Genomic DNA, 24,757 nt, shown 5'->3' on the forward strand with positions numbered 1-24,757 from the left:
AATGAAGCAGGAGAAAAGAACTACGAAAAATTTTGGAAAAATAGCTACAAAACTATCATTTTTAAAATTAAGACAAATATTGACAAAGTTCTACACTACTCTCCATATATAGTTAGAGACAACTACCAATGGAACTAGGGGGAATTTATACCAAAAAAAGGAGGAGAAAAAATGCAGCAATTTCCCATGAGGAAATATATTGCCGTTCTGCTAATCTGTATCTTACTTATCACATTAGCTACGCCATATCTATCACATGTTTTTGCCCAACAAGATAAGCGCGAGTCTGCTAGTCAAGTAATACAAAGTAAGCTAGTAAAAACATTTGATAAAACTGATTATGTGCGTTATCTAGTTATTCTTAAGGATCAGGTCAATACTGTACAGCTAGCAGAAAGTGCAAAAAAAGAAGCAATACAAGCAAAACTTTCTACCGCTAAGGCAAAACAACTCAAACAAAGGACCGTTGTGTCTGCATTACAAGAAAATGCCGAAAAAACGCAACAGGATCTAAAGTCCTTACTAAAAAAACAAAAACAATCGGGGAACATCAAGCAATTTCACAGCTATTTCATTGTTAATGCCTTTTCTGTTACCGGAAATGAGAAATCAGTGGAAAGAATCGCTAAATCTAAGCAGGTAAAATCGATCATACTGGATGAACAACAGCAACTTCTTCCTATTGAAGAGGATAATACGTTCGCCGTAAAACAAACAGACAACCAGTCAGAGGATACCGAATGGAATATTGAGCGAGTAGGAGCACCGGAAGTTTGGGAAAGAAATATAACTGGAGAGGGTACCGTCGTTGCAAATATTGATAGTGGAGTAGAAGGTAATCATCCAGCTTTAACCAGACAATACAGAGGTTATCAAGAAGATGATCCCGATCAACCAGTTCATGAATTCAATTGGCATGACGCTGTTTTTGATCGCTCACGTCCAATGGATTCAGATGGCCACGGAACGCATACCATGGGCACGATGGTTGGTCAAGAGGAAGGTGGACAAAATAAAATCGGTGTCGCTCCAGGTGCAAAGTGGATTGCTACCAGAGCATTCTATCAAGGAACAGGCTATGACTCTTATATTTTGGAAGCCGCAGAATGGATACTTGCCCCAACAGATGAGAACGGTGAGCCTCATCCGGAAAAAGCTCCAGATGTGGTAAATAACTCTTGGGGTGGTAGCCCAATAAACAATGACTGGTTTCGACCAATGGTACAGGCATGGCGCAGTGCTGGAATCGTTCCTATATTCTCTGTAGGAAATGCAGGGTTCTTGAATCCATCAGAGCCTGGTACAGCTTCAGCACCAGCGAACTATCCAGAATCCATTGCTGTCGGTGCTACTGATGCAAATGATGATTTAGCATCGTTCTCTCTTCAAGGACCGTCAGAGAGAGGTGAAATAAAACCAGATATCTCTGCTCCCGGAGTTACCATTCGTTCTTCTCTACCTGGTGCATCATGGGATACATTTGACTATGGGGAGTCTAGCGGTACTTCTATGGCCGCCCCACATGTTGCAGCTGCAATATTATTAATGAAGCAAGTCGATGCTTCTTTAACCGTTGATGAGATAGAAAATATCTTAAAGCTAACTGCTACGGAAAAAACGAATGAGGAGTATACAAATGCCCCAAATAATGGTTATGGGTACGGTATTCTAAATGTAGACGATGCAGTAGAAGCTGTTGAACAAGGAATAGGCACAATTACAGGACAGGTTCAGACGTATGGACAAGATGATCAAGCTCCAACAGTAGAATCAGAACTCAGAGAAGCTGTGTTTTTAAATGAAAATGCTTCTTTTTCGGTACATGCGGAAGATAATACAAGTGTTAATGATGTTACACTACATGTACAGTATGACAATAATACAGAACGTAGCTATCCAGCTGCTATAATTGAAGGAAACCATCAAAGTGGTTCGTATACTTCTGTTGTGCCACTAGAAGATATTTCAGGTACGTCACTACATTATTGGTGGAGAGTCGAAGATTTCAGTGGAAATGTAACAGAAAGTGAACCTCAATTGGTTCGTATAGAGGAAGGTATAACGGATGGCTACTCAGAAGACTTTGAATCTTATCCAGACGGCTGGTATTCCTTTGGTACTAATAATTCCTGGGAATGGGGACTACCAAGCTACGGACCAGAAGAAGCGGCCTCTGGTAGAAAATTACTGGGCACAAATCTTCGTGGACAATATGAAATGCATTCAGATATGACGATGGTTATGCCACCAATTCTTCCAGAGAACGGAACACAACTGCGCTTTAAACAATGGTACGAGTTAAGCTATTTCGGCTGGGATACAGGAACAATATATGTTTCTACTGACAAGGAAAATTGGGAAGAATTGTATCATATTACAGAATCGAATGACAACTGGCACGAAACAGGAATTGATTTATCTGACTATGCAGGAGAAAAGATTTATATTGGGTTTAATTTAAAGTCACAGGATAATCAATTTGCTGGATGGTATCTTGACGATGTTCGTCTAACAAACGATCGTGCACAAAAAAACGAGAAGCAAAACATGAAAACATCTGGAACGATGAAAACGACTATGCAGGATATGCAGGAACATTTATCCTATCCAATATCTACTTTACAAGCAACCAATGATTCAGATCTCTTACCCGTAGGTGAAGCTACCATTGGAGTAGAAGAAACTGGATGGGAAACAAAATCCAATCCTAAAAATGGAGAATTTATCATTCATCACCCACCCGGTGATTACACACTATCCGTTAATGCCTATGGATATAGCCCGGTAACAGAGACTGTGACGTTATCTGAGAATGGGGATATTTCTCCGACAATTTCCTTAGAGCCGCTACCTAAGCAGGAAATCTCGGGAACAATTACAGATAAAAACGGTAATAAAATTGAAAATGCAACCATTTTTCTATTGGAAGACGAGCATGCGGAACCTGTTAAATCTAGCGAAAATGGTACCTATACTTTGCAAGCCTATGAGGGTGCTTATACAGTAAAAGTATTTGCAGAAGGATATGATGGTGAAGCTAAGTCTGTACTGGTGAAGGAAAATGAGGCAAACCAGCTAGACTTTGAATTAACAACGTTCTCCAGCAATGAGACGTCAGAAATTTATTATGACAATGGAGACTATGGTAAAAATCTAGCCATGCTCTTAGAAGGCAATGGCTTTGCTGTAAAAATGGCTTTAGATGAAGGAAAGGAATCCGCTATGCTAACAGGTGCAAAGCTCCAATTTTGGGCATCTCACGTCCCTGTACCTGGTGGAGATGATATTTTGATCGCAATTTATGATGCCACGGGTGAAAATGGAGCTCCTGGAAATCGATTAGCGGGACCAATTGAAGCAAAAGCAAAACGAGATTTAAATCAATGGACAGAAGTAGACCTTTCGCAACATGGCATTGTCGTTGAGGATGATTTCTATGTCGTTTACCTTCAAGCAAATGACTATCCGTTTATTCCTGGATTTGTTTCAGATGGTGACATTGAAAATGCTGCGGGAAAAAGCTGGGACTACATTGGCGGAAAATGGTTCAAAGCAAACGATAATATAGGTAACTATATGATACGTGCTGTGGTTGATTATGGAAAAGACACTCCTGATTTTGCAACACCTGTAATCACATCACCGGAAGCGGATTACGATACCAATGAGCAACAGCTCACAATCGAGGGTACCGCCTCTCCAGGAACCATTGCACAGCTTATGAATAACGATGAAGAACGTGAATCAGTGGAGGTTGCTGAAGACGGATCCTTTACAATAGATACAGTGCTTACGGAAGGAGAAAATGAGCTTACTATCGTCTCTTTATACAACGGTCAGCCCGTAGGTGAATCAGAATCGGTTACTGTTACGTTCAGCAAAGAACCTTCCCTAACAATTGATTCTCCTAAGGATGGAGAAAAAACAAATCGAGAAGTTATAACTGTTGAAGGTACAGTATCCGTTGGTAATCTTGATGTTGTCACAGTTAATGGACAACAAGCAACGGTTTCGGACGATGGTAATTACACAAAACGGGTTATGGTAAACAATGGTGAAAATCTAATCGAAGTCATTGCAAAAGATAGAAGCGGAAATCAGGTCAAGAAAACCATTACAGTTGACGTAAACCATACCATTCCATCTATTAATCACCTTAATCCGGAGGATGACGTATTTCTTGAAACAGGAGAATCCGTTCATATCGAGTTTGATAGTGTTCCAGGTCTTAAAGCTTCTTTTCTTATTCATATGCCACTGGTTAATGAACCCTTAGGACTTGCAAATGTAACCGAATTGCCCATGATAGAAACATCAGATGGCCATTATCAAGGCTTTTGGACAGCAATCAATAACCTACGTGCACAAGGAGCTGTTATTGAAGTTAAGGTTGAAGATGAATATGGAAATACTAATCGTCAACAGGCAAACGGAAAACTCTTTATAAATTGAGACTTCTTTCAGTGGGGGTTTTGTTTATCCCCCACTTACCAATAATGGTTTCCCTTTATTGCTTGAAGCGGGTGGAGTACTGCCAGTTATATAGGAGATAAATGACGACGGAATCATCTCCTTTGGAGCAAACGAATGGAAAGGAGATTAATCCAAAGCCATGTATAGTGGAAATGACGGAAAATGCTAATATTCTATGATATTCTATGAGATGAAAAATAGTATAAAGAAGATGTAGTAAAAGGTCTAACTCTTTCCCACGGAATATTGCATATTTCCGTGATTAGAAAAAGGAGCTGTCTTTTTGAAGTGACAGCTCCTTTTTTGTAGTCTAGGAGATATTTTATCTCCTTTAGCTCGCTCCAGTCATTACGTTTCTAATTTGGCGCTAGCACTTTTGTTCTTATGTCTGCATAGCTAAAAATTGTTGATTACTTGATTCGTTTGTAGCATTCGCATTCTCATATGCTTCAAGTAGTAAATCAACGATATGCACAGCTTGCATTTCATCAGATAATCCTTCACGCTCAATCCCAAGCTTCATCTGCAATAAACAACCTGGGTTAGCAGTAACAATCATTTTTGCCTCTGTTTTCTGTACCTGCTCCATTTTGTAATCTAAAATTTGCATAGACATTTCCGATTGTACAATATTGTAGATACCTGCTGAACCGCAGCATCGGCTTGCATCCTTCATTTCTACATACCGAACACCTTCGATAGACTCAAGTAATTGTCTAGGCTCCATAAACGTCTTTTGTCCATTTTTCAGATGGCAAGAGTCTTGATAGGTAATAATTTTTTTCTCAAGCGCAAGCGGTTGTTCATGAAAATCTAATTCAATTAATATACTTGTTATATCTTTAATCTTAGCACAAAAACTTTTCGCACGTTCACTCCATACAGGATCATCCTTTAGGAGATGATCATATTCTACTAAAAAGGCACCACAGCCTCCCGCATTGGTAATAATAAAATCAACACCCGCTACTTCAAATGCCTGAATATTACGTTTTGCCATTTCTTTTGCTTGTTTCAATTCCCCACTATGACCATGTAGAGCACCACAGCATGCTTGCGTATCAGGAACGACAATTTCACAACCTGCATACTGTAACAATTTTACGGTGGCATCATTTGTGCGCATAAACATTGTATCCATTAAACAACCAGAGAAAAAGGCAACTTTCTTCTTTCGTTCCTTTACTAGTGGCTGTAAGTGGCGTGGTCGAGCCTTCATTTCACTTTTTTTCGGAACTTTTGGCAACACCTTTTCCATTGTACGCATGCTTTCAGGAAATAGCTTCATTATACCTGTTGCCTGTGCTAGCTTCTGCGCACCTGACCTCTGATAAAAACTCAATAATCCCGTTAGCCCTACCATTCGATTTTGATGTGGAAAAATACCTTTAAAAAAGATACCCTTCATAACTTTTTCAGGTACGGTTTGTTTTTTATTTTGATAAATCGCATCCCTAGCTTGCTCTAACAATCTACCAAAATTCACACCAGAAGGACAAACTGGTTCACATGCCCTACAACCAAGACACATATCAATGGATTGCTTTACTTCTTCACTCGGCTCAATAACACCATCTACAAGCCCCTTCATTAATGCAATCCTACCTCTAGGTGAATGGACCTCATTTCTTCCCGTTTCAATATACGTTGGACAAGTTGGTAAACAGAAACCACACCTGGTACAATTCATTAATTCATCGTAATCCATTTTTTCTTTGAATGCTGACTGAATTTGCTTTTTTTCCTGTTTATCCATCATTGTTCAACCACCACTCTTTTTCTTTCAGTGGTCTCAAACATTTTACCCGGATTCATAATCATATTTGGATCAATCGCTTTTTTAATGCTACGCATCGCTTCCACTCCATGCTCACCAGCCTTCAAATGTAAATATGGAAGCTTCATCATACCTACTCCATGCTCGCCAGTAATTGTCCCACCAAGATCCACTGCTTGTTGAAAGATTTCCGCAAATGCTTTTTCAACTAATTCGATTTCTTCTTCATTTCGAGCATCCGTTAAGCACGTCGGGTGTAAATTCCCATCTCCTGCGTGACCGAATGTACAGATGTTTAATTGATATTTTTCTGCTATTTCACCGATTGCTTTTACCATTTCTGCAATTTCTGAACGCGGGACTGTTGCATCCTCTAATATGGTGGTTGGCTTTAATCGTGACAAAGCTGATAAAGCTGATCTCCTTGCTGCAGTTAATTGATCTGCTTCCTCATTAGTCCTTGCTACCTGAACATCAAACGCTCGATTTTCCTTACATAACGCTTCTATTTTCTCCATGTCGCGAGCAACTACTTCTGCTGCACCATCTTGTTCAATTAACAAAACGGCTTTTGCTTCTGTTGGTAACCCGATTTTTGCAAAATCCTCAACTACCTGAACCGTTGCTTGATCAAGAAATTCCAACGTTGCAGGAATAATTCGGTTAGCAATAATCGCGGAAACCGTTTCTGCAGCAGCTTCTAAATCCTCATAAAGTGCAAGCATTGTCTTTTTTGTCTCGGGTTGTGGTATTAATTTCAGGATCGCTTCCGTAATGACACCAAGCGTTCCTTCAGCACCTATATATAATCTGGTTAAGTCATAGCCAGCAACATCCTTAGCTAGCTTTCCACCTGTTCGAATGATTTCACCGTTAGGGAGCACAACCTCTAGACCAAGAACATAATCTCTCGTTACCCCATATTTGAGTCCACGAAGACCACCGGAATTCTCACTAATATTGCCACCAATCTGAGAAATATGCATCGAACCAGGATCGGGTGGATAAAACAATCCAACTTCTATGGCTGCCTCCAAAATTTCTTTTGTATAGACACCTGGTTGAACGGTCATCGTTAAATTTTCTTGATCAATCTCTAAGATCTGATTCATGTGCTTGAATATCAAAACGATTCCCCCCTCTGTTGGGGTTGTACCTGCACATAAATTCGTTCCTGAACCACGTGGTACAATTGGGATTTTATACTCGTTACAGAGCTTGACAACTGCCGCTACCTCCTGTTTATTACGCGGAGCGACCATAGCATCAGGAAGTGCTTGATATCTTGCAGTAGAATCGTAGGAATAAGCTAATAAGCTAGCATTATTATCTTCCACATTTTCCACTCCAACAATGGAAACCAGTTTTTCTTTTACATTCATATGTAACATATACATTCTCCTAATTTGTCATCATACTTCTATTTTATGAAATAATAAAAGAAAAATATATGTGCGATTGCACAAATATTTTTCTTAGTAAGCGAATTCCTTTATACATATGAACAAAAAGTTTAACACATTTTAGTTATGTTTTCCTTTTTTCATTATAAAATCGATGACTTATATATAAAAGCATTAAATCGTCTACATTTCTCACATTTAATTTTGTTACATCCGCAATTCGATTTAAACGATAGTGCAGTGTATTTTTATGAATATGTAATTTATCTGCTGTTAATTGCACTGCCATATTATTCTCGAACCAACTTGATAGTGTTTGCATTAATTCTTCCTCTTGAATTAACGCTCCTATTGAACGTAGGACAAACTGATCTTTTGTCTCTGCGGATAATTCATGTGTCAACATCTCAAAACGTAGATCTGCTTCAAAAACAACGGGATGTTTAGAATTAGCATATTCACTAGATTTATTCGCCTGCTGGAACGAGTAAGATAATCTTTTTGAATCGTTTTTATTGCCAACGCCTGCATATAGCTGAATATCCATTTCCTTTTTTATATGAGTAATAAATGAGAGCAGCTTTTCAGTTAGCCTATCCTTTTCTACCGCTTCCAGCAGCATAACAATTTTTTCTTGTCCCCAGCGAATAAATAATGCGTTTATCGTTGAACTCCATAATTTCTTTACCATTTCAAGTTGGTTATACGTCAGATTTATTTTTAGATAATCACACTTAAAAACAACAACCTGATCATAGGAAAACATATCAATATGAAGAAAGTCGCTTCGCTCTAATAATTGTGAAAAATCCCCTGTATGGTTAAGCCAATCAAAAATAAAAAATTCCAAATCACGTGTTTTACTTTCCTGATTAATTCGAGCAACGGAGTCATGAATAAATAATTCAGTAACCTTTTGTACGAGCATTGCATATGGTTCTACAACACTAGGTTCGCCAGTTATTCCTAAAACTCCCATCGGTTTATCTTCAATAATAATAGGTAGTACAACACCAGGGCGGACTCCTCGTAGTCGCTTAACATCGTCATCTGTCATAATCATCTTTTCCTTGTTTTTCATAGCAAGATAGGAGCCCTCATGAAAACTACCAATACGATCCGAGTTTGTACTTGCAACGATTACACCTTGCTCATTTATCAATATAACCTGTTCATCTATTAAACGATTAATTTCTCGTACGATCGCATTATATATTTGATCTGTATGAAATAGAACATTGTCCAATAGCTTCACCTACTAATTCGCTTAGTTATTTCATCTATTCTATCACTATTATGATCGCATAGAAAAGAAATACTCATTTACGAGACGGTGACAAAAGTGTTTAAATCAACCAAAAACAGAACAACGATAAATGTTGGTTTTCACCGGTATGGCATGTAAACGGATTGGATTATAGAACACCAAATGTTATTCTAACTTCTGAAATTCCTGAATCATTAACTCATAGCTCATTGCTCCGAAGGCTTTATATTGAATATGCCCTTTGGAATCAATTAAGTACGTAGTCGGTATTGGTTTGATTTGATATCTGTCACTGACTTCTGCTGCTTCATCCAATAAGATTGGAAACGTCAGCTTATATTGCTTTATAAAGTTAGTAACATCACTTTTTTTCCGCTCTGTACTTGTTAAATTAACAGCAAGTAATACGACATCTTTGTCTTGATAGAAGCGTTGCATTGCTGGCATTTCATCACGACATGGTGGACACCATGATGCCCAGAAATTTAACATTACTTTTTTTCCACGAAAATCTGATAAACGATATTTCTTACCATCTAGACCTTTTAACGTAAAATCTGGTGCTAGTTTCCCTACTTGAAGCCCTTCATCGATATCACTTGGACTGTTATCACTACTAACAGACACACTTTCCTGCTTTGTATCGTTGGTAGTAGATGGTTGTTCTACGATAATATACAGCATATAAATAATGGTAATTATAGCTACCAACAATGGTAGGTATAGCGTCACTCGCTTCATAAATGCCCTCCTTGACATACTATTTAGGACTATTATTCCACATACGCTAGGAGAACATACTTTGCTATAATACTTTAAAAAAGGAGTAATTATTCATGAAACTACAAAAAGGGATAAACAACTGTATTACCGATGTACATGATGTTCATGTAGGCCATGTAACACGATATGAAAAATTAAATGAGGAGCAAACCATTTGTACTGGTGTAACCGCTATATTGCCACACAGTGGTAATCTATTTCGAAAAAAAACACATGCTGGCAGCGCTGTATTAAATGGTTTTGGTAAAACAACTGGTCTTGTTCAACTGGAGGAGCTCGGTTTATTAGAATCACCAATTATGCTAACAAATACGTTTAGTGTCGGTTCTGTTTGGCAAGGAACGCTGCAATATATGCTTGAAACAACAAAAGAAATAGGAGATACTACTAGTTCCATTAATCTGGTCGTTGGCGAATGCAATGATAGTTATTTACATACAGCACGATACCCGGCAATTCAACCAGAACATGCCATCCAAGCCATTAGAAATGCAACTATACATCCAGTAAAAGAGGGCGCAGTAGGTGCTGGAAAAGGAATGGTATGTTTCGGCTATAAAGGCGGTATCGGCACTGCATCGCGAATCGTTACCCACCTGAATGAAAAGTATACTGTCGGCTGTCTTGTTGTAAGTAATTTTGGAAAGCGAGAAGATGCTTTATTTGCTGCTTGGGATAAAATATACTTAGACACACCAGATGGATCGATTATGATGGTGATTGCAACGGATGCTCCTATGTATCATAGGCAGCTGAAACGGCTAGCCAAACGATGTGCTGCAGGACTAGGAAGAACTGGTAGTCATTTGGATAATGGTAGTGGCGACATTGCAATCGCCTTTTCCACAGCACATACATATGAGCATAAACGAAGTACGATGAACGACGCCATGACGTATCTCCGTGATGATCATCCTATTATGAATCAGTTATTTCAAGCAGTAGTCGAAGTGATTGAGGAAGGTGTTATTCGTTCATTAAAAAAAGCAGATACTACGAGAGGAAGAAAAGGAAGGGTCATTGAAAAGGCACCTTTCTAAGCTAGTACTTGCTAGCGATAGATTTATTTCAGCGCTGGTATGTTAATAGAAATTTAATTACTGATTTAATTAGCTTCACGAATTAACTTGTTAACATGAAAGAGGCTGGGAAAAAACACAACTTCTTTACTCAAAATACGAATAATCATGTTATCAATAGGAGGATCATCGCCGCACCGTGAAACTATACGCGCTTTCCGCGGGCAAGGCCACAGCTAACTTGGCAAAGAAAAACACGTTACCACGTGGATCTTCGGACTCGTGCTGTTCCCGCCGGAGTCTCGCTTATTTCAGGTGCTAAATGAATGATTCTAATCAAAAAACGAACGATAATTAATTTCACCTAATTATCATTCGTTTTTTATTGTTTTTTCATTCTTTTATCTTAGTCTCTTTCTTTAATTAAAGTAATTCATCAAGCCTTCTACGATACTGTTTGCAACCGTATTTTGATAGTCTTCAGATTGTGCCATAGATAAATCACCTGGATTAGTAATGAACCCTAATTCTACTAATACGCTTGGAAAACGATTTTTACGTAAAACATAGAAGTTACTTTCTTTAATTCCACGACCTTGCAAAGATACATTTTGCTCCAGCGAACCTTGAATATTGCTAGCTAAATCACGGTTTTTTTCACCCAAATGGTAGTATGTTTCAATTCCATTCATTCTCATTAAGGGATGGGCATTGTAATGTAGACTAATAAATGCATGTGTATGATATAAATTACTTAATCTCACTCGCTCGTTCAGAGAAATGTAATAATCACTATTGCGTGTCAGAATAACCGTAGCACCGGCTTGACGCAGCTTTTGCTCCACGTGATCGGCAGTGCGCATAATTATATCTTTTTCGAACACACCGTTTACGCCTAGGGAACCCGGATCTTTCCCTCCATGTCCAGGGTCAATTACAATATTATATCCTTGAAGGGATCCAGTACTAGCAGTATTAGCTTCTCTTTTCTTCTGTTCATCTTTCTTCGTGGATTCCACTTTTTCCGCTTGGGTATTTTCTGTATTTTTTTTGCTAGTTTTCTTAGACACCTGCGTTTGATTTGTTTCGTTGACCTCAAATAAATATTGTGAAGCTACCCATGCTTCTTGTCCATCATAATACGTTTGTACCCAGCCAAAGAATTCCTTGTATACTCTAACTTTATCGCCGTTTTGTAATTGCCCTATTATCGGTGCATCGTGAGAAGGACCAGATCTTACATTTAGATTAGATGTCCCTGCAGCAAATACCTTATCTTTACTCGTTAAAGTTGCTGCATTCTGTGCTTTCGGTAGATTTTTTTGCGTATAGCCTGCCGCTTTCGCTGACGAGCTTGGTTTAAATAAATATTGTGAAGCAACCCATGCCTCTTGACCACCATAATACGTTTGTACCCAACCAAAAGACTCCTTATAAACTTTTACTCTATCACCTTTATCTAGCTTACCTATTATTGGTGCTTGATGATTAGGAGACGACCTTACATTTAAATTAGCTGATCCTACCTCATACATCTCGGCATCTTGGGCGCTAACAGGTAATTCGAATAAATTAATAAAAAGAATGATTACCATACTTATACTCACTGTTATGAGCCGCTTCATTAAATAAAAAGCCTCCTTCATTTTTCCTGTAGTTAGTTTTCATTACTAGATTATAGCAAAGATACAACATCATCCGCCAAAATTTACTAGAAATTAAAAAGAATTTACGTGTGTGCTAAAGGAAGACATTTACTGTTTATAGCTTATTTCTACGTTGTCTTCACTCTCTAACCTCCCTACTTATTTGTAAATAGATTCCTTAGGCTAGCATCGTATCGTTACTGAAGCAAATGACTTAGTTAAATAAGGACTATTTACCCAATAATCTGAATATACTAAAATTATTATCTTCATATTAATTTATTTTATGTGCTTTGTCTACCAAAATCTACAATTTTAGACAAAATGACTCAGATTAGTTCATAAGTTTCATGTTAAGCATAGAGTGAACTTTCCATCAGTTGGTGAGCGTTTTCTTTATCCCCCACTGATGGTTAGTGGATCAATCCACATATAAAAAAACCCGTATCACTGTAAATGTGTAATACGGGTTTTTTTATCGCTTTTTTTCTAATCCTCATCCTTAACATCTATATCTTCAGGAATTGGCTCATTCAAATAATCTAAAATCATTTTACGGTATTTTTCCACCTGCTCTAAATGTGTATGAAATTGCTCTTTATTAATCAGAAACTGTTCACCATCATGAACAGCACGTATTCTACCTTGTAGAACAAGCGCGTTAATCTTTGTTTCCTCCATAGACAAAAACTCCGCCGTTTCCGGTATGGTTAGATACATCATCCTCCATTCCTTTCTTCATCATTTTGGAAACGTAACTCACCTCTAACACGTACTATTAAACCCATCCCCGATTATTATACCAAGATATCACGATATTCTGGAGTTCTTTCCATTTTGTTTTTCGCATAGGAGCAGGCAGGTTTAATCTTTTTTTCTTCTCTCCGTGCAAAGTTAACCACTTCATCAACTAATTTCCCTGCAACGCCTTGGCCACGTAATTCTTCCGATACTTTGGTATGAGTAATGATTATATGCCCTTCATCGGAAGTATCAAACGTAATTTCGGCTTCTGGATTTTGTTCATCATCTCCAATATAAAATTTATGATCTCCTTTTTTTACAGCTGCCATTATTCAACCGCTCCTCTAAAATGAATTTGTAAAGATAGTTTTAATAATAACTAAAAAAACTATTCAGTTTGGAGTAATCTTCTTTAAAATATGGGAATAATGACTGCTTTACATGCCTTTTCATAAAATTCAATCGGGCCTGCCCCACCAAGTATTGCATATTCATAACCAATTTCTTTCATATCTCGTAAGCAATGGTGTAATAAACCAAATCCAATTCCGTTTCCTCTTAAGTCTAACTTTACTCCCATTGGACCAAAATAGTTCTTTTTATTTTGAAAGATGTCAAAGGCAGCAAATCCCACATAGTTACGTTGCGAATCAGTAGCAACATAGATCGTATCTTTCCCTTCAACGAAAGCCCTTTCAATTGTTAATGACCATTCCCGCGAAAAGTGATCATAGACAAATGATACAAGCTTATTCCTATCTGTATGATATACACGTCGAATCCCGAATGAAGATGGAATATTTGGAAATGAATAATTACCAAGATGGGTAATCATATCTCTTGCTGTAGCTCCTAAGCTTATCATCATAAACTTATCATCATCCGTCAGTAGCTTGTCCACTTGATCTGTTCTTAACAAAGCTTTGAGTAAATGACCCTCGTTCAAATATATTTGATTGAATTTTTGCATATATCCAATAGCGGAAGCAAAAACAATTGTTACATCTTTTTCAACAGGTATAGAAAAGTATGGACTTGACATTTGCCTATAATCAAAGGTTTGAACGTTTTTATCCACACAACGCAATTCTTCAATACTAATGGAGCTCCAATAGGAAAGCTCAGCCAAAAAACTAGCGTCTTGCTTCAAAAAAGCGATTAATAAATGAAGAATGGACACTGTTTGTTTATCCGTTTTTGCCGCTTCTTCTTCTGCACATTCTATTATCATTTGCATTCTATCTGTCATTCGCATTACCATCCTACCCTCTTCCCTAAATCATATTATTCCTTGTATTATTTTAAGAGACCTAGACGGAAGCCAGTTGAAACAACTTGGGTGCGATTCCTTGCCTTTAGTTTCCCCATAAGACTACTGACATAGTCTCTAACTGTGTGTTCACTAAGATGTAAGTTTTCCCCCATTTGTCTATTGTCATAGCCCTCAGCTAATAGGGTTAAAATGTTTAATTCACGTTTTGTTAGTTGAATGCCGTAAAGTGGATGTACCTGGCCCTCGTGCTTTTGAATAAAATGCCCAATTCGCTTTCCTATTTCTTCAAGTAGCTCAAGCTCATCTTTAGCTACTTCAAATTCTTTTCCCATCTGATCGAGGGTAATCCAGCCTAACATTTCATGCTCGTAGTACACTGGCACAATAATTAAAGATGAAAGCTCAAACAGTTCAATGGTTTCTTTATTAATGGAAAGAGCAGGGTCTTTAATAAACATTGGTTTCTTGGTAATACGTATCTGATCAAATAGTTGATTCGGATAAAGTGGGCCTTTAAATCCTTGAACCTTTGATAATTCTGAACCGACTATCCCCTTAAATTCTTTAGACCAAGGGATATAGGCATAGAATACACATCGATTATAGTGTAGTAATTCTTCACATTGCTTCATGATATAAGCGAGATCATCTACACCTACACAATCTAATAAAATCGTATTAAATCTATCTAATGTAAGTAATTTTTTCGTAATTGCTTTCTCCTGTCGATCATACTTTGTAATCAAATTACTTATTTGGGAAATATAATTAGCAATTGACGATTGTTCTTGAATAGTGAGCCCGAGTGACCCTTTTATATACAATGCTCCATCAGCTAATGGAAAGCACGGCAATTGATCGAGAAAACCTGGGCTTAATGATGTTTGAAAAGCGTCTGGTACAAAATGAAGACTACCATCAACTTCAGACCGCTTCCAGCTGCTCACAATCGGTGAAACGGCTTGTTGATTTTGTAGTAAATATAGTTCACCAATAGGATAACTTGCTAAATAAGATGTTATTAATATTTGAAAATCATGTGGGATTAGGCCACGTCTATCACGACTACGATTGTTTGCAGAGGCATATATTTGAAATAACTTAGAAAAGGTTGATGATAAGAATAATATTCCCGATAATAACTGTTCATCTTTCGTTTCATCGTATAAATTTACAAATGCCTTCTCCAAAATGAAATAAAATGCATGTAGCCGTTTTACAGATAATACAGAAATATGACGTTGTATCCAGATGCTTAATAATTGATGAAACGCCAGTTTTGTTTTTAATTGATCGGAACCTGTAATTGTTTCAAAGAAAGAATTTGCAAGTATTCCTATTACTTCTTGTTCGTAATTGGTAAGTAATGAATCTAATTGAAGATGAATGTTCATATTCCCCTGCAATTGTTGCTTATGTGTCCTGATAAATCGTTTAAAATCCTCATTGGATATTTCTGGAATGAAATGAGCATGCTGTGTCAATTCTATTCTAACCCCCTTTATACCAAAACTTCCTATATTTGAACGGTATTTTATGACTATTTTCCCTCTATTCATAGGATATTCCTTTTTTCATATGCCATATACAATTTATATAACGTACGTATACCATTTTCGATAAATACGCATGAACACCAGTCGATTATCTATACTAAGAAAAGAATTACGAGAAATAGTCACAAAACTTGAATGCCGTAATACATCATCATGGAGTTACGGAATCACCATTATTATAAGAAAAATAATTTAGAAAGTACAAATTTTAAACTAATCATCCTATAGTTTTATTTGTATCCCTTCTTAAGGAGGTGTCTTTAGATAACTAGTAATGTATACATTACTAACAATAATAAAACCCTATTCATATAACTAGAAAGGACGATCGTGATGAAGCTAGAGAATAAAGTAGCCATCATTACAGGAGGAGGAACTGGAATTGGTAAGAAGACAGCCCTATTGTTTGCTAACGAAGGGGCGAAATTAGTCATCACAGATATTAACGAAGAATCTGGTAGAAAAACAGTAGACGAAATAAAAGCGTTAGGTTCGGAAGGGATTTTCATTAAGCATGATGTAAGTAATGAAGAGGATTGGAAGCAAGTAATTAATGAAACTATAAACCATTTCAGCACAATTGATGTGTTATTTAATAATGCTGGCATCTATATTATTAAACCACTTGTAGAAACTGAATTAGAAGAATGGAACCGTCTTATGTCGATTAACGTTACTGGTGTATTCTTGGGTATGAAACATGCTGTTCCAGTAATGGCAAAACAAAAAAGTGGGTCTGTCATTAATGCTTCCTCTGTAGCAGGGCTTATCGGTGCGCCAGGCCATGTTCTATATGGAGCTAGCAAAGGTGCTGTACGTATAATGACGAAGGATATTGCTATGGAGTATGCAAATACTGGAGTGCGCGTAAATTCTATCCATCCCGGTTATATTGAGACAGCAATGGCTAACTATGCATCTGAACAAACTGGTCATTCCAAAGAAGAATTAGACAAAACCTATCCACTTGGAAGAATGGGAAAACCTGAAGAAGTAGCTAAAATGGTGCTATTTCTTGCTTCAGATGATGCTTCCTTCTCAACAGGAGCTGAGTTTGTAATTGATGGTGGAGCAACAGTAAACTAAAAGGAGTTTTTCAAATGAAATTAGCAGAAAAAATAGCAATTATTACTGGTGGCGCTAGCGGTATTGGAGAAGCAACTGTGCGATTATTTGTACAGGAAGGTGCTAAAGTAGCAATAGCGGACTTTTCAGACCATGGTCAAGAAATCTCGGATGAGCTGAATCAAAAAGGATATGAAACCATCTTTATAAAAACCGATGTTTCCAACGAGGAACATACAAAAAATATGATTAATCAAACGGTACGACATTTTGGCAGAGTGGACATTATGTTTGCAAATGCTGGAATTGCGAATGACGCAAATATCCATGAGCTATCCTACGATAAGTGGAAAAAAACAATTGATATTAATTTATCAGGCGTTTATCTTTCCGATAAATACGCCATTGAGCAAATGCGGCAGCAGGAGGATGGTGGAGTTATTGTAAATAGCGGGTCCATTCACAGCTTCGTAGGGAAGGATAGTGTAACCGCCTATTCCGCAGCAAAAGGTGGTGTAAAACTACTTACCCAAACATTAGGTATTGCTTACGCCAAAGAAGGCATACGTGTTAATGCTATTTGCCCAGGGTACATTGATACTCCATTAATCGCCAAATCTTCGCCAGAAGTAAAGGACCATCTTGTTAGTCTCCATCCAATGGGAAGACTGGGTAAAGCAGAAGAAGTTGCTAAATCCGTGTTGTTTTTAGCAAGTGACGATGCCTCATTTATTGCTGGAACAACTCTATTAGTAGACGGTGGCTATACTGCGCAATAAGCTAAAAATAATTAACAATGCTTTGTAGAATATTCATAGAAACGACCTGTCCCAAAAACTGCTTTAAAAGCACAACTAGCTATGTCAGACTTCCATATGAGTTTCACACGCCAATTATAGTATGGATTAGTCTAAGGGCCAGTGCCGTTTCTATTTTACATACTAGTTACTACCAGTCCAGCAATGACGAGTCTCTTAGTGGGCAATTTCTAAATCTGTTAACGAAAAATGAAACATACGCTCAAAATTTTCTTCATTATTTACAGAATATCCAGATCCATTGAGCGAATAAGTAATATCTGTCACTTTATGATGATTATCATATGGAACCCAGCCAAATCTTAGATGATGCTCGAAAATAAATCTATTAAATGTATTCGTCGCTTTAGTCGCTTCGAATGTTTTTATTTCCTCAATCATGCTTTTCCAATCATTTGGCAATTTACGTATACCATAAGAAGACGTATCAAGCGATATTTCATCCTTCATCTGTATGGCTGGATGATAATTAGTTCCAGAATAGCCTCGTTTTTTCTTCAGAAAAAAATCCAATGCTGCCACTTGGTCACGAGGATCTAAATTCCATACAAAATAATACGTTTCGGGATTATTCTCCTCTATTTTTAACACACGTGGTCAGAGATTAATCTTAACCCAATTCAATTTCCATTGATTTCTTTTCCATTCCCAGTAGCTTCCTGAATACGTTTGATTTTCTGTAATAAATGGGACGAATAAATGCTGTTCATCAATTTTTATTACATCTTGAACTTGTTTTACGTTACTCTTAAATATAACCTCCTCTATTTCCAAAGCAATCTGCTCATCACTTAAGAATACACTAGGCTTAAACGGATAAAACCAATATATGAAAAATACTATAACAGCTGCTAATAAGCTAAACATTATTATTTTTTTATACATTATGATGACCCCTTTTCTTTTAGAAAAGGGGCAGATGATCGAAAATATAACTGCTTATCTTCCATCGAAATAAGTATACTTTCAAGATAAATGATAGGTGATTTTCCACTACTCCATTTTGTTTCGATGCCTGTTAATACATACGGAAAACGTGCCTCTCTGTGATTTGAACCTAATGTATGTACTGCTTCAAACCATTTCCCGCTATCCACAGGCCTCTCAGCAAATGGATTCAAATTATTATTAAAAATAGTAATACTACACTAATTGGAAACACAGTAATATCAAAAGAACCAACTGTTAATTGTATGGAAATAAGTCCGATAATTAAAAATAAGATTGCTTTCCAGAAGCTCAAGGCTTGAGAATGCTTTTGAAACGTATGAAGTGCTATCACACCAAGTAATCCATATGCTATTATTACCATTATCAATTCAATTATATTATCTATACGAACAACCTTTTCAAAACGAAGCTAATCTAATCGTTATTTAAAGATGCTATTTCACACCACTTTCCAGAATGGTGAATGTTTGACGATCACAATTAATTTCAGCCATCGCCCCATACGGTAGAACGATTTTGGGTTCCGTATGACCAAAATTCAAGTTATAAAGGATAGGTAAATCTTCTAATTGATACTCTTGCATGACTAACTGAATAACTTCTTTATATTCTGCAAAATAAGCTTCATCTTTTGGTTTCCCAAAAACGATTCCGTTAGCAGCCTGCAAAATACCCTGTGCCGCATAGTTGCGTAACCAAGATTTCAAGAGATCTGGGGATGACTTGACCTCAGAAGTTTCGAAGAATATAATACTATCTTCCCAGTCCTTCTTAGCAGGCCAGAGCTCTGTTCCTTTTGCAATCTCCAAAACTTCTATACACCCTCCAATTAATCTACCAGACACCACTTCAGAGCCTTGAAGCAATTCATATCCATTATTATGTTGCATTGTTCTTTGTATCTGATTATTGGATTCAACTGCCCAATCTAAATATTCACTCGTCCATGCTTTAGCTGGCTTAATTTCACCTATAGGCTCTCGTGAAAATAACGTTTGTTTAATAGATTCAACAGTATACGCGTGCATTTCTACATTTTCGGCAAAATCAGTTAAAATCGCTGGACCATAGAATGATGTTATTCCTGCTTTATAACAGAACAAATGTGGGATTGTAACATCTGAATATCCTAGTAAAATCTTTGGATTATTTTTCATTACGTCAAAATCAATAAAGGGAAGCAATCGAATACTATCATCTCCACCAATGTTGGCAATAATTGCTTTAATTGACTTATCCTTAAATGCTGTCATTATATCATTAGCACGGGCTTGGGGATTTTTATATACATAATCTGAACCTTTTAGGCTATTAGGCATAGCCACCACTTCTAAACCAAATACATCTTCCAAACGTTTGACTCCCTGCTCATAACGGCGTCTTAATTCTGGATCACCAGCACCTCCCCAACTCGGACTTATAGTAGCAATACGATCTCCCTTTTTTAACATTTCTGGCTTTTTTAACATAAAACCACCACCCTGACTTTTCTGAGAAAGTTACCTTTCGTATGTATTGCTGCACGAGACTTTTTTATATATCAACATTTAATTGCTTCTGTAAATATTCCTCCACACTAGGTTTACCTGATGGATGATTCAGAACCGTATCCACCCAGCTATCCCTCTCAAAGCTCATTAGCTTAAGATCCCAACAGCACGCAATTAAGCTTGTATTAGTATATTCTTTAAACATATTTGGCTCCTCCTTGGTAGATATGTATACATGATGTTGAAGCTCATTTTCATTTGACCACCAATCGACAAATATAAAATTAGCATCCTTGCCATCGTGAACGCCGACAAAACCAGCTCCATACCGATTTTCAGTAATTGCAGGAACAGGCAAGCTTTGCTGTGCTATTTCTTTAGCCTTGCTAATTAAGTCATGACTTGGGAGATCATTTTTATAGGAAATGCCATACATTTTAATTTTCCAATCGTTGATCTCCCATAATTCTAGAAAACGAATTGGCCTTTTTTGATAACTTTCCGATAGTTCGATCAATACCTCATTCCTTTCCTTATATAAATAACAGAACGATGCTTCTACACAATCTCTAATCCCTAAAATAATTTTGTGTAAATTAGTATTTTTCTGATTTTATTTCATGTAAGATAGCTTGTTCATCTTCATTATAACATTTTAATAATTTCAATATTAGTCTGTATTTTCTTTTAATCTTCTATATAATTCAATACACAGGAAGGTGAGATAAATGATCGATGATCGAATTTCTACATCTTTCATTTCACATAATCTTGTAAAATTGGACTTATATCTCTTCGTAACTTTCCGTATATAACTTTTTGTCTATACTTTAGAATAAACACGATATGGTACTTACCATTTCACATTGTGTTGTGATAAATAATGTTACTCAACAAGAGTTGATCTCCTCTCGTTAGCGACCATTTTCTATTATAACCTTTGGAGATTTTTCTTTTACAACCCTACAAAGTTCATTTTTACTCAGGCAGAGCCTTTGGATTTTAAAGAAGTAATAAAAAAAGGCTGGGACAAAACACAACGTCTTTACTCAAAATGAATAATCATATTATCAATAGGAGTATTATCGCCGCACCGTGAAACTATACTCGCTTTCCGTGGGTACGGCCTCAGCTAACTTGGTAAAGAAAAACACGTTACCAAGTGGATCTTTGGACTCGTGCTGTTCCTGCCGGAGTCTCGCCTATTTCAGGTACTAAATTAATTATTCCAATTTAAACTTACCGTTCGTTTTTTATTGTTTCTTCATTCTTTTGTCTTAGCCTCTTTACCCGCGACACCACTTTCGAATCCTTTACTTTAAAAACGCCTTCAGTTAAATATTTTTCATAACCTGCTCATTTGAAGTATATGCGTAAACAGCTTGCCAGTCTTCCTGTCAAAAAACACGGATTAATAACCGTTCTGTTTGAATATATAGTGAAACTTCAATCAGTTGGGGGTTTTGTTTATCCCCCACTTATTGTTCATGCCACAAGGATATGACCTAAAGAGACCTTTGAACAATCGGACATATAACTGGCAGGGGGCTTACTGCCAGTTATATATGGGAGACATTTTCTACGCCTCCTCGTTGCTATGTTCACCCTTAATGTAACCTGATTATTGGTTAGCACTCACGTTGATTTTGACCAGCAACGGATTCTTCCTGCTTTAAAATATCTGAAACTACATCCTGAATCGTAACATTTTCCAATGACTTTTCTAATGCACGCTGCGCGGATGAAAATAATGGCTCAATAGCCGTTTGAATATTTCTTCCAACAAGACAGGAAGGGTTTGGACTTTCATGTCTTCCAAATAAATCTTTTTCTTGGACTACATTAACCGCCTTGTATACATCAAGTAAGGTGATATCAGATAAATCCTTGGCTAGTTCGGCACCAGCCACACCTGGGCGAACGTTTACTAACTGAGCTTTCTTAAGCATACCTATAATTTTTCTTATAACGACGGGATTCGTATTCACACTTTTAGCTATATATTCAGATGTATTAACATCTTCCTGGTTAATTCCAAGTAGAGATAATATATGAATACCAACAGCAAAGCGACTACTAATAGACATAGTGTTTCATTCCTTTAATAGATATTTATTATAATTATATATGATCAAAGTTGTAATAAAAAGAGTTACAATCGTTAAACCTAATAGGAAAAATAATTAAAATAAGCTATTAACGCTTGACAACAATAAACTTGTAACTTATATTATTACATGTAACATAAATAGTTACAAATAATCATTCCTGGAGGTTGTTATAAATGAAGATTGGAATTATTGGTGCTAGCGGTAAATCCGGAAGCCTTATTTTAAAGGAGGCCGTAAAAAGAAACCACGATGTAACAGCAATCGTAAGAGATGCTAAAAAAGTATCGAATGATACAGTGAACGTAATCGAGAAAAATATTTTTGATATAAAAACGGAAGATATAAAGCCTTATGATGTCATAGTTAATGCATTTAATGCACCTCATGGTGAGGAGCACCAGCATATTGATGCTGGTAGAGTATTAATAAACGCACTAAAGCAAGCACCACATACACGATTAATAGTGGTTGGGGGAGCTGGAAGCTTATTTGCTGATGAAAATAAAAGTACGCTCTTATTAGATACCCCTGATTTTCCGAAAGCATACCTTCCTACTGCTTCAAATATGGGAGAAAACCTTAAAGAACTACAAAATACAGCGGGGATTCAATGGACCTATATTAGCCCTGCTGCCATCTTTGATCCAGAAGGTCAACGGACTGGTTCATACCGATTAGGGAAAGACACGCTGATGCTAAATAATAAAGGCGAAAGTTACATTAGCTATGCAGACTATGCCATTAGTGTAGTGGATGAAATCGAAAATCCTCAACATGAAAATGAGCGTTTTACAGTAGTAGGAGAAGCTAAATAAAGATAAACTCAATTACGATCGGAACGTGGAGCTGTTTTGTCCATCAATAAACAAAACAGCTCCATTTATATGTGGGATAAAAAGGGGGAACGTAAACAGTTGAAAAGATCTTATCTAAATCATGTCATCTATATATAAATCTAGAAGATGGTATAGAGGACATAAACTAAAAACTCTGTCCATTCTGATGGAGAACAATACACTTCGCTATCTCCGGTAATATACGTAGCCTCCTTTGAAAAAAGAACACTTTTTTCTGCGTACGATATTATCGCTGCCGAAGGTTACCTTATCCTATCATAAAAAGACATTGTTAAACCCAGATAGTGTCAACGCGAGGGGGCTTACCAGCCACTACAGAGAGCTTAGTTGTACGGACCATCATTTTTATTTTTTAAAAATATACTCTTACATTTAAAATATACTCCTATTATTTCTATATAAGGTATTTTATTGTAATTATGGTACATAATACCCTTTGTTTTCTTAACTATTTTTCATTTGCTGTGGGCCAAAATGCGTGTAAACACTGTCGAATTTCACAACCTTTTGACTTTCTTTGTTGAATCTATTGCATTTTATCACGGAAATAATCATACTTATTTTTGTGTGTTTGAGACTTACGCCCTAACAATTTGTTAATGATGAAAGGAAGATTTAAGAAGATGGAAATTATTGAATCAAAATCTACTAATTTAAGTAAGAGAATTGATAGTAAGAAAAGAGAGATGATTGAGCTTGGTTTAAAGTATGGATTAACAGATAGCAGAACCATCCGTTGCAGCCAACAGCTCGATTCCCTTTTAAATATGCAAACAAGCATGAAAAAATTATATCTTGTCGGGTTAGTTGTAGGAATGAACTGAATGACTTTTCATTCATTCCCTGTAGTATACATAGATCGAATCTTTTCTAAATCATCTAAAATCTGGTTAACATCCTCTTGTTTTAAATAGATTGGCATTTGATCATATAGCGTTAATACTTGACCAGTTTCATTATTGGTTTGATTCAAATAATCATGCAGCTTGTTCAATTGATATTCGGTGAGAACAGATTCCGTAGATAACTGTTTAAACTGCTTCCACTCAAATTCATTTGTTTCTAGATCTAAATCACCAGAAATAAGCTGACCAGTAAACTTCAAATTTATCAACTCCACTTAGATATTTCTTTTAGCTTATCCGATTCACATAAATATATGCTCTAGAGCTTGAGTTAAGCATTGCGTCCTATCTTGGTGTGATAAACTAAAGCTTCAATCAGTTGGGGGATTGTTATCCCCCACTTATCAATATTGATTTCACTTAATTGCTTGAAGTAGGGATATTACTGCCAGTTATCTGTGAGATAGAGAGGATGGGACAAAACACTCAAAATACGAATAATCATGTTATTAATAGGAGGGTCATCGCCGCACCGTGAAAATATAAGCGCTTTCAGCGGGCACGGTCTCAGCTAACTCGATAAATAAAAACACGTTACCAAGGGAGCTTCGGACTCGTGCTGTTCCTGCCGGAGTCAAATTATTTATTAATAAGAAAAACTGAGCAAAATTCGCTCAGT

At 36.9% G+C, this 24,757-nt stretch carries 23 protein-coding genes and 1 pseudogene; 6 read left to right on the forward strand and 18 right to left on the reverse strand.

What is annotated here, in order from left to right:
- The first annotated feature begins 171 nt into the window (after positions 1-171).
- Positions 172-4,452: a S8 family peptidase gene (locus tag JUJ52_RS14040; protein ID WP_205389653.1), complete on the forward strand. Its 4,281-nt coding sequence runs from the start codon at positions 172-174 to the stop codon at positions 4,450-4,452.
- Positions 4,453-4,855: 403 nt separating this feature from the next.
- Here the strand turns inward: JUJ52_RS14040 and JUJ52_RS14045 are convergent, their stop codons facing one another.
- From JUJ52_RS14045 to JUJ52_RS14060, 4 genes are all read right to left on the reverse strand, one after another.
- Positions 4,856-6,229 (reverse strand): (Fe-S)-binding protein, encoded by a 1,374-nt coding sequence (locus JUJ52_RS14045; protein WP_205389749.1) that lies wholly within the window; start codon positions 6,227-6,229, stop codon positions 4,856-4,858.
- On the reverse strand, positions 6,229-7,641 hold the full coding sequence (gene glcD / locus JUJ52_RS14050; protein WP_205389652.1) for a glycolate oxidase subunit GlcD: 1,413 nt from the start codon (positions 7,639-7,641) through the stop codon (positions 6,229-6,231). The genes JUJ52_RS14045 and glcD overlap by 1 nt, the downstream gene beginning before the upstream one ends.
- 136 nt (positions 7,642-7,777) lie before the next feature.
- The gene (locus JUJ52_RS14055) at positions 7,778-8,899 is read right to left on the reverse strand and encodes a CdaR family transcriptional regulator (protein ID WP_205389651.1); all 1,122 of its coding nucleotides are present in this window, start codon (positions 8,897-8,899) and stop codon (positions 7,778-7,780) included.
- 186 nt (positions 8,900-9,085) lie between these two features.
- On the reverse strand, positions 9,086-9,661 hold the full coding sequence (locus tag JUJ52_RS14060; RefSeq protein ID WP_026682783.1) for a peroxiredoxin family protein: 576 nt from the start codon (positions 9,659-9,661) through the stop codon (positions 9,086-9,088).
- Positions 9,662-9,756: 95 nt separating this feature from the next.
- Between JUJ52_RS14060 and JUJ52_RS14065 the strand changes: the two genes are divergently transcribed.
- Positions 9,757-10,743 (forward strand): P1 family peptidase, encoded by a 987-nt coding sequence (locus tag JUJ52_RS14065; RefSeq protein WP_166530942.1) that lies wholly within the window; start codon positions 9,757-9,759, stop codon positions 10,741-10,743.
- A 398-nt stretch (positions 10,744-11,141) separates the two neighbouring features.
- Here the strand turns inward: JUJ52_RS14065 and JUJ52_RS14070 are convergent, their stop codons facing one another.
- The 5 genes from JUJ52_RS14070 to JUJ52_RS14090 all read right to left on the reverse strand — a co-directional run bounded on the left by JUJ52_RS14070 (position 11,142) and on the right by JUJ52_RS14090 (position 15,869).
- Complete coding sequence (locus tag JUJ52_RS14070; protein WP_228089011.1) at positions 11,142-12,347, reverse strand: N-acetylmuramoyl-L-alanine amidase family protein; 1,206 nt, start codon at positions 12,345-12,347, stop codon at positions 11,142-11,144.
- A gap of 510 nt (positions 12,348-12,857) precedes the next feature.
- Complete coding sequence (locus tag JUJ52_RS14075; protein ID WP_026682786.1) at positions 12,858-13,088, reverse strand: excisionase family DNA-binding protein; 231 nt, start codon at positions 13,086-13,088, stop codon at positions 12,858-12,860.
- A gap of 77 nt (positions 13,089-13,165) precedes the next feature.
- Entirely contained in the window at positions 13,166-13,441 is a 276-nt protein-coding gene (locus tag JUJ52_RS14080; protein WP_205389649.1) for a GNAT family N-acetyltransferase, read from the reverse strand.
- Between the two features lie 83 nt (positions 13,442-13,524).
- Positions 13,525-14,361, reverse strand: a complete 837-nt coding sequence (locus JUJ52_RS14085) for a GNAT family N-acetyltransferase (protein WP_161629275.1) — start codon at positions 14,359-14,361, stop codon at positions 13,525-13,527.
- Positions 14,362-14,408: 47 nt separating this feature from the next.
- Entirely contained in the window at positions 14,409-15,869 is a 1,461-nt protein-coding gene (locus JUJ52_RS14090; protein ID WP_205389648.1) for a LuxR C-terminal-related transcriptional regulator, read from the reverse strand.
- Positions 15,870-16,274: 405 nt separating this feature from the next.
- Between JUJ52_RS14090 and JUJ52_RS14095 the strand changes: the two genes are divergently transcribed.
- A complete protein-coding gene (locus tag JUJ52_RS14095; protein ID WP_205389647.1) occupies positions 16,275-17,027 on the forward strand; it encodes an SDR family NAD(P)-dependent oxidoreductase in 753 nt (250 codons plus the stop codon).
- A gap of 14 nt (positions 17,028-17,041) precedes the next feature.
- A complete protein-coding gene (locus JUJ52_RS14100; protein ID WP_026681734.1) occupies positions 17,042-17,785 on the forward strand; it encodes an SDR family NAD(P)-dependent oxidoreductase in 744 nt (247 codons plus the stop codon).
- 195 nt (positions 17,786-17,980) lie between these two features.
- Here the strand turns inward: JUJ52_RS14100 and JUJ52_RS14105 are convergent, their stop codons facing one another.
- The 8 genes and pseudogenes from JUJ52_RS14105 to JUJ52_RS14140 form a co-directional block, all read right to left on the reverse strand.
- Entirely contained in the window at positions 17,981-18,337 is a 357-nt protein-coding gene (locus JUJ52_RS14105) for a hypothetical protein (protein WP_228089012.1), read from the reverse strand.
- Between the two features lie 84 nt (positions 18,338-18,421).
- Entirely contained in the window at positions 18,422-18,709 is a 288-nt protein-coding gene (locus tag JUJ52_RS14110) for a hypothetical protein (RefSeq protein ID WP_228089013.1), read from the reverse strand.
- The gene (locus JUJ52_RS14115; protein ID WP_228089014.1) at positions 18,709-18,921 is read right to left on the reverse strand and encodes a hypothetical protein; all 213 of its coding nucleotides are present in this window, start codon (positions 18,919-18,921) and stop codon (positions 18,709-18,711) included. Before JUJ52_RS14115 ends, JUJ52_RS14110 begins: the two co-directional genes overlap by 1 nt.
- 20 nt (positions 18,922-18,941) lie before the next feature.
- Positions 18,942-19,136, reverse strand: coding sequence for a hypothetical protein (locus JUJ52_RS14120; RefSeq protein WP_228089015.1), 195 nt, complete (start codon positions 19,134-19,136; stop codon positions 18,942-18,944).
- Between the two features lie 73 nt (positions 19,137-19,209).
- Complete coding sequence (locus tag JUJ52_RS14125; protein ID WP_228089016.1) at positions 19,210-20,244, reverse strand: S66 family peptidase; 1,035 nt, start codon at positions 20,242-20,244, stop codon at positions 19,210-19,212.
- A 64-nt stretch (positions 20,245-20,308) separates the two neighbouring features.
- Entirely contained in the window at positions 20,309-20,782 is a 474-nt protein-coding gene (locus tag JUJ52_RS14130) for an isochorismatase (protein ID WP_205389644.1), read from the reverse strand.
- A 225-nt stretch (positions 20,783-21,007) separates the two neighbouring features.
- A pseudogene (locus JUJ52_RS14135) lies at positions 21,008-21,111 on the reverse strand (IS200/IS605 family transposase); the annotation flags it as partial.
- A gap of 782 nt (positions 21,112-21,893) precedes the next feature.
- On the reverse strand, positions 21,894-22,352 hold the full coding sequence (locus JUJ52_RS14140) for an Rrf2 family transcriptional regulator (protein WP_026681739.1): 459 nt from the start codon (positions 22,350-22,352) through the stop codon (positions 21,894-21,896).
- Positions 22,353-22,549: 197 nt separating this feature from the next.
- On the opposite strand from JUJ52_RS14140, the gene JUJ52_RS14145 reads away from it, so the two are divergent.
- Positions 22,550-23,191 (forward strand): NAD(P)-dependent oxidoreductase, encoded by a 642-nt coding sequence (locus tag JUJ52_RS14145; protein WP_121604695.1) that lies wholly within the window; start codon positions 22,550-22,552, stop codon positions 23,189-23,191.
- Between the two features lie 665 nt (positions 23,192-23,856).
- Entirely contained in the window at positions 23,857-24,057 is a 201-nt protein-coding gene (locus tag JUJ52_RS14150; RefSeq protein ID WP_034679208.1) for an aspartyl-phosphate phosphatase Spo0E family protein, read from the forward strand.
- An 8-nt stretch (positions 24,058-24,065) separates the two neighbouring features.
- Here the strand turns inward: JUJ52_RS14150 and JUJ52_RS14155 are convergent, their stop codons facing one another.
- Positions 24,066-24,338: a hypothetical protein gene (locus tag JUJ52_RS14155; protein ID WP_121604694.1), complete on the reverse strand. Its 273-nt coding sequence runs from the start codon at positions 24,336-24,338 to the stop codon at positions 24,066-24,068.
- Positions 24,339-24,757 lie beyond the last annotated feature (419 nt).

Source organism: Virgibacillus sp. AGTR (genome assembly GCF_016919725.2).
GTDB classification, from domain to species: domain Bacteria; phylum Bacillota; class Bacilli; order Bacillales; family Amphibacillaceae; genus Virgibacillus; species Virgibacillus salarius.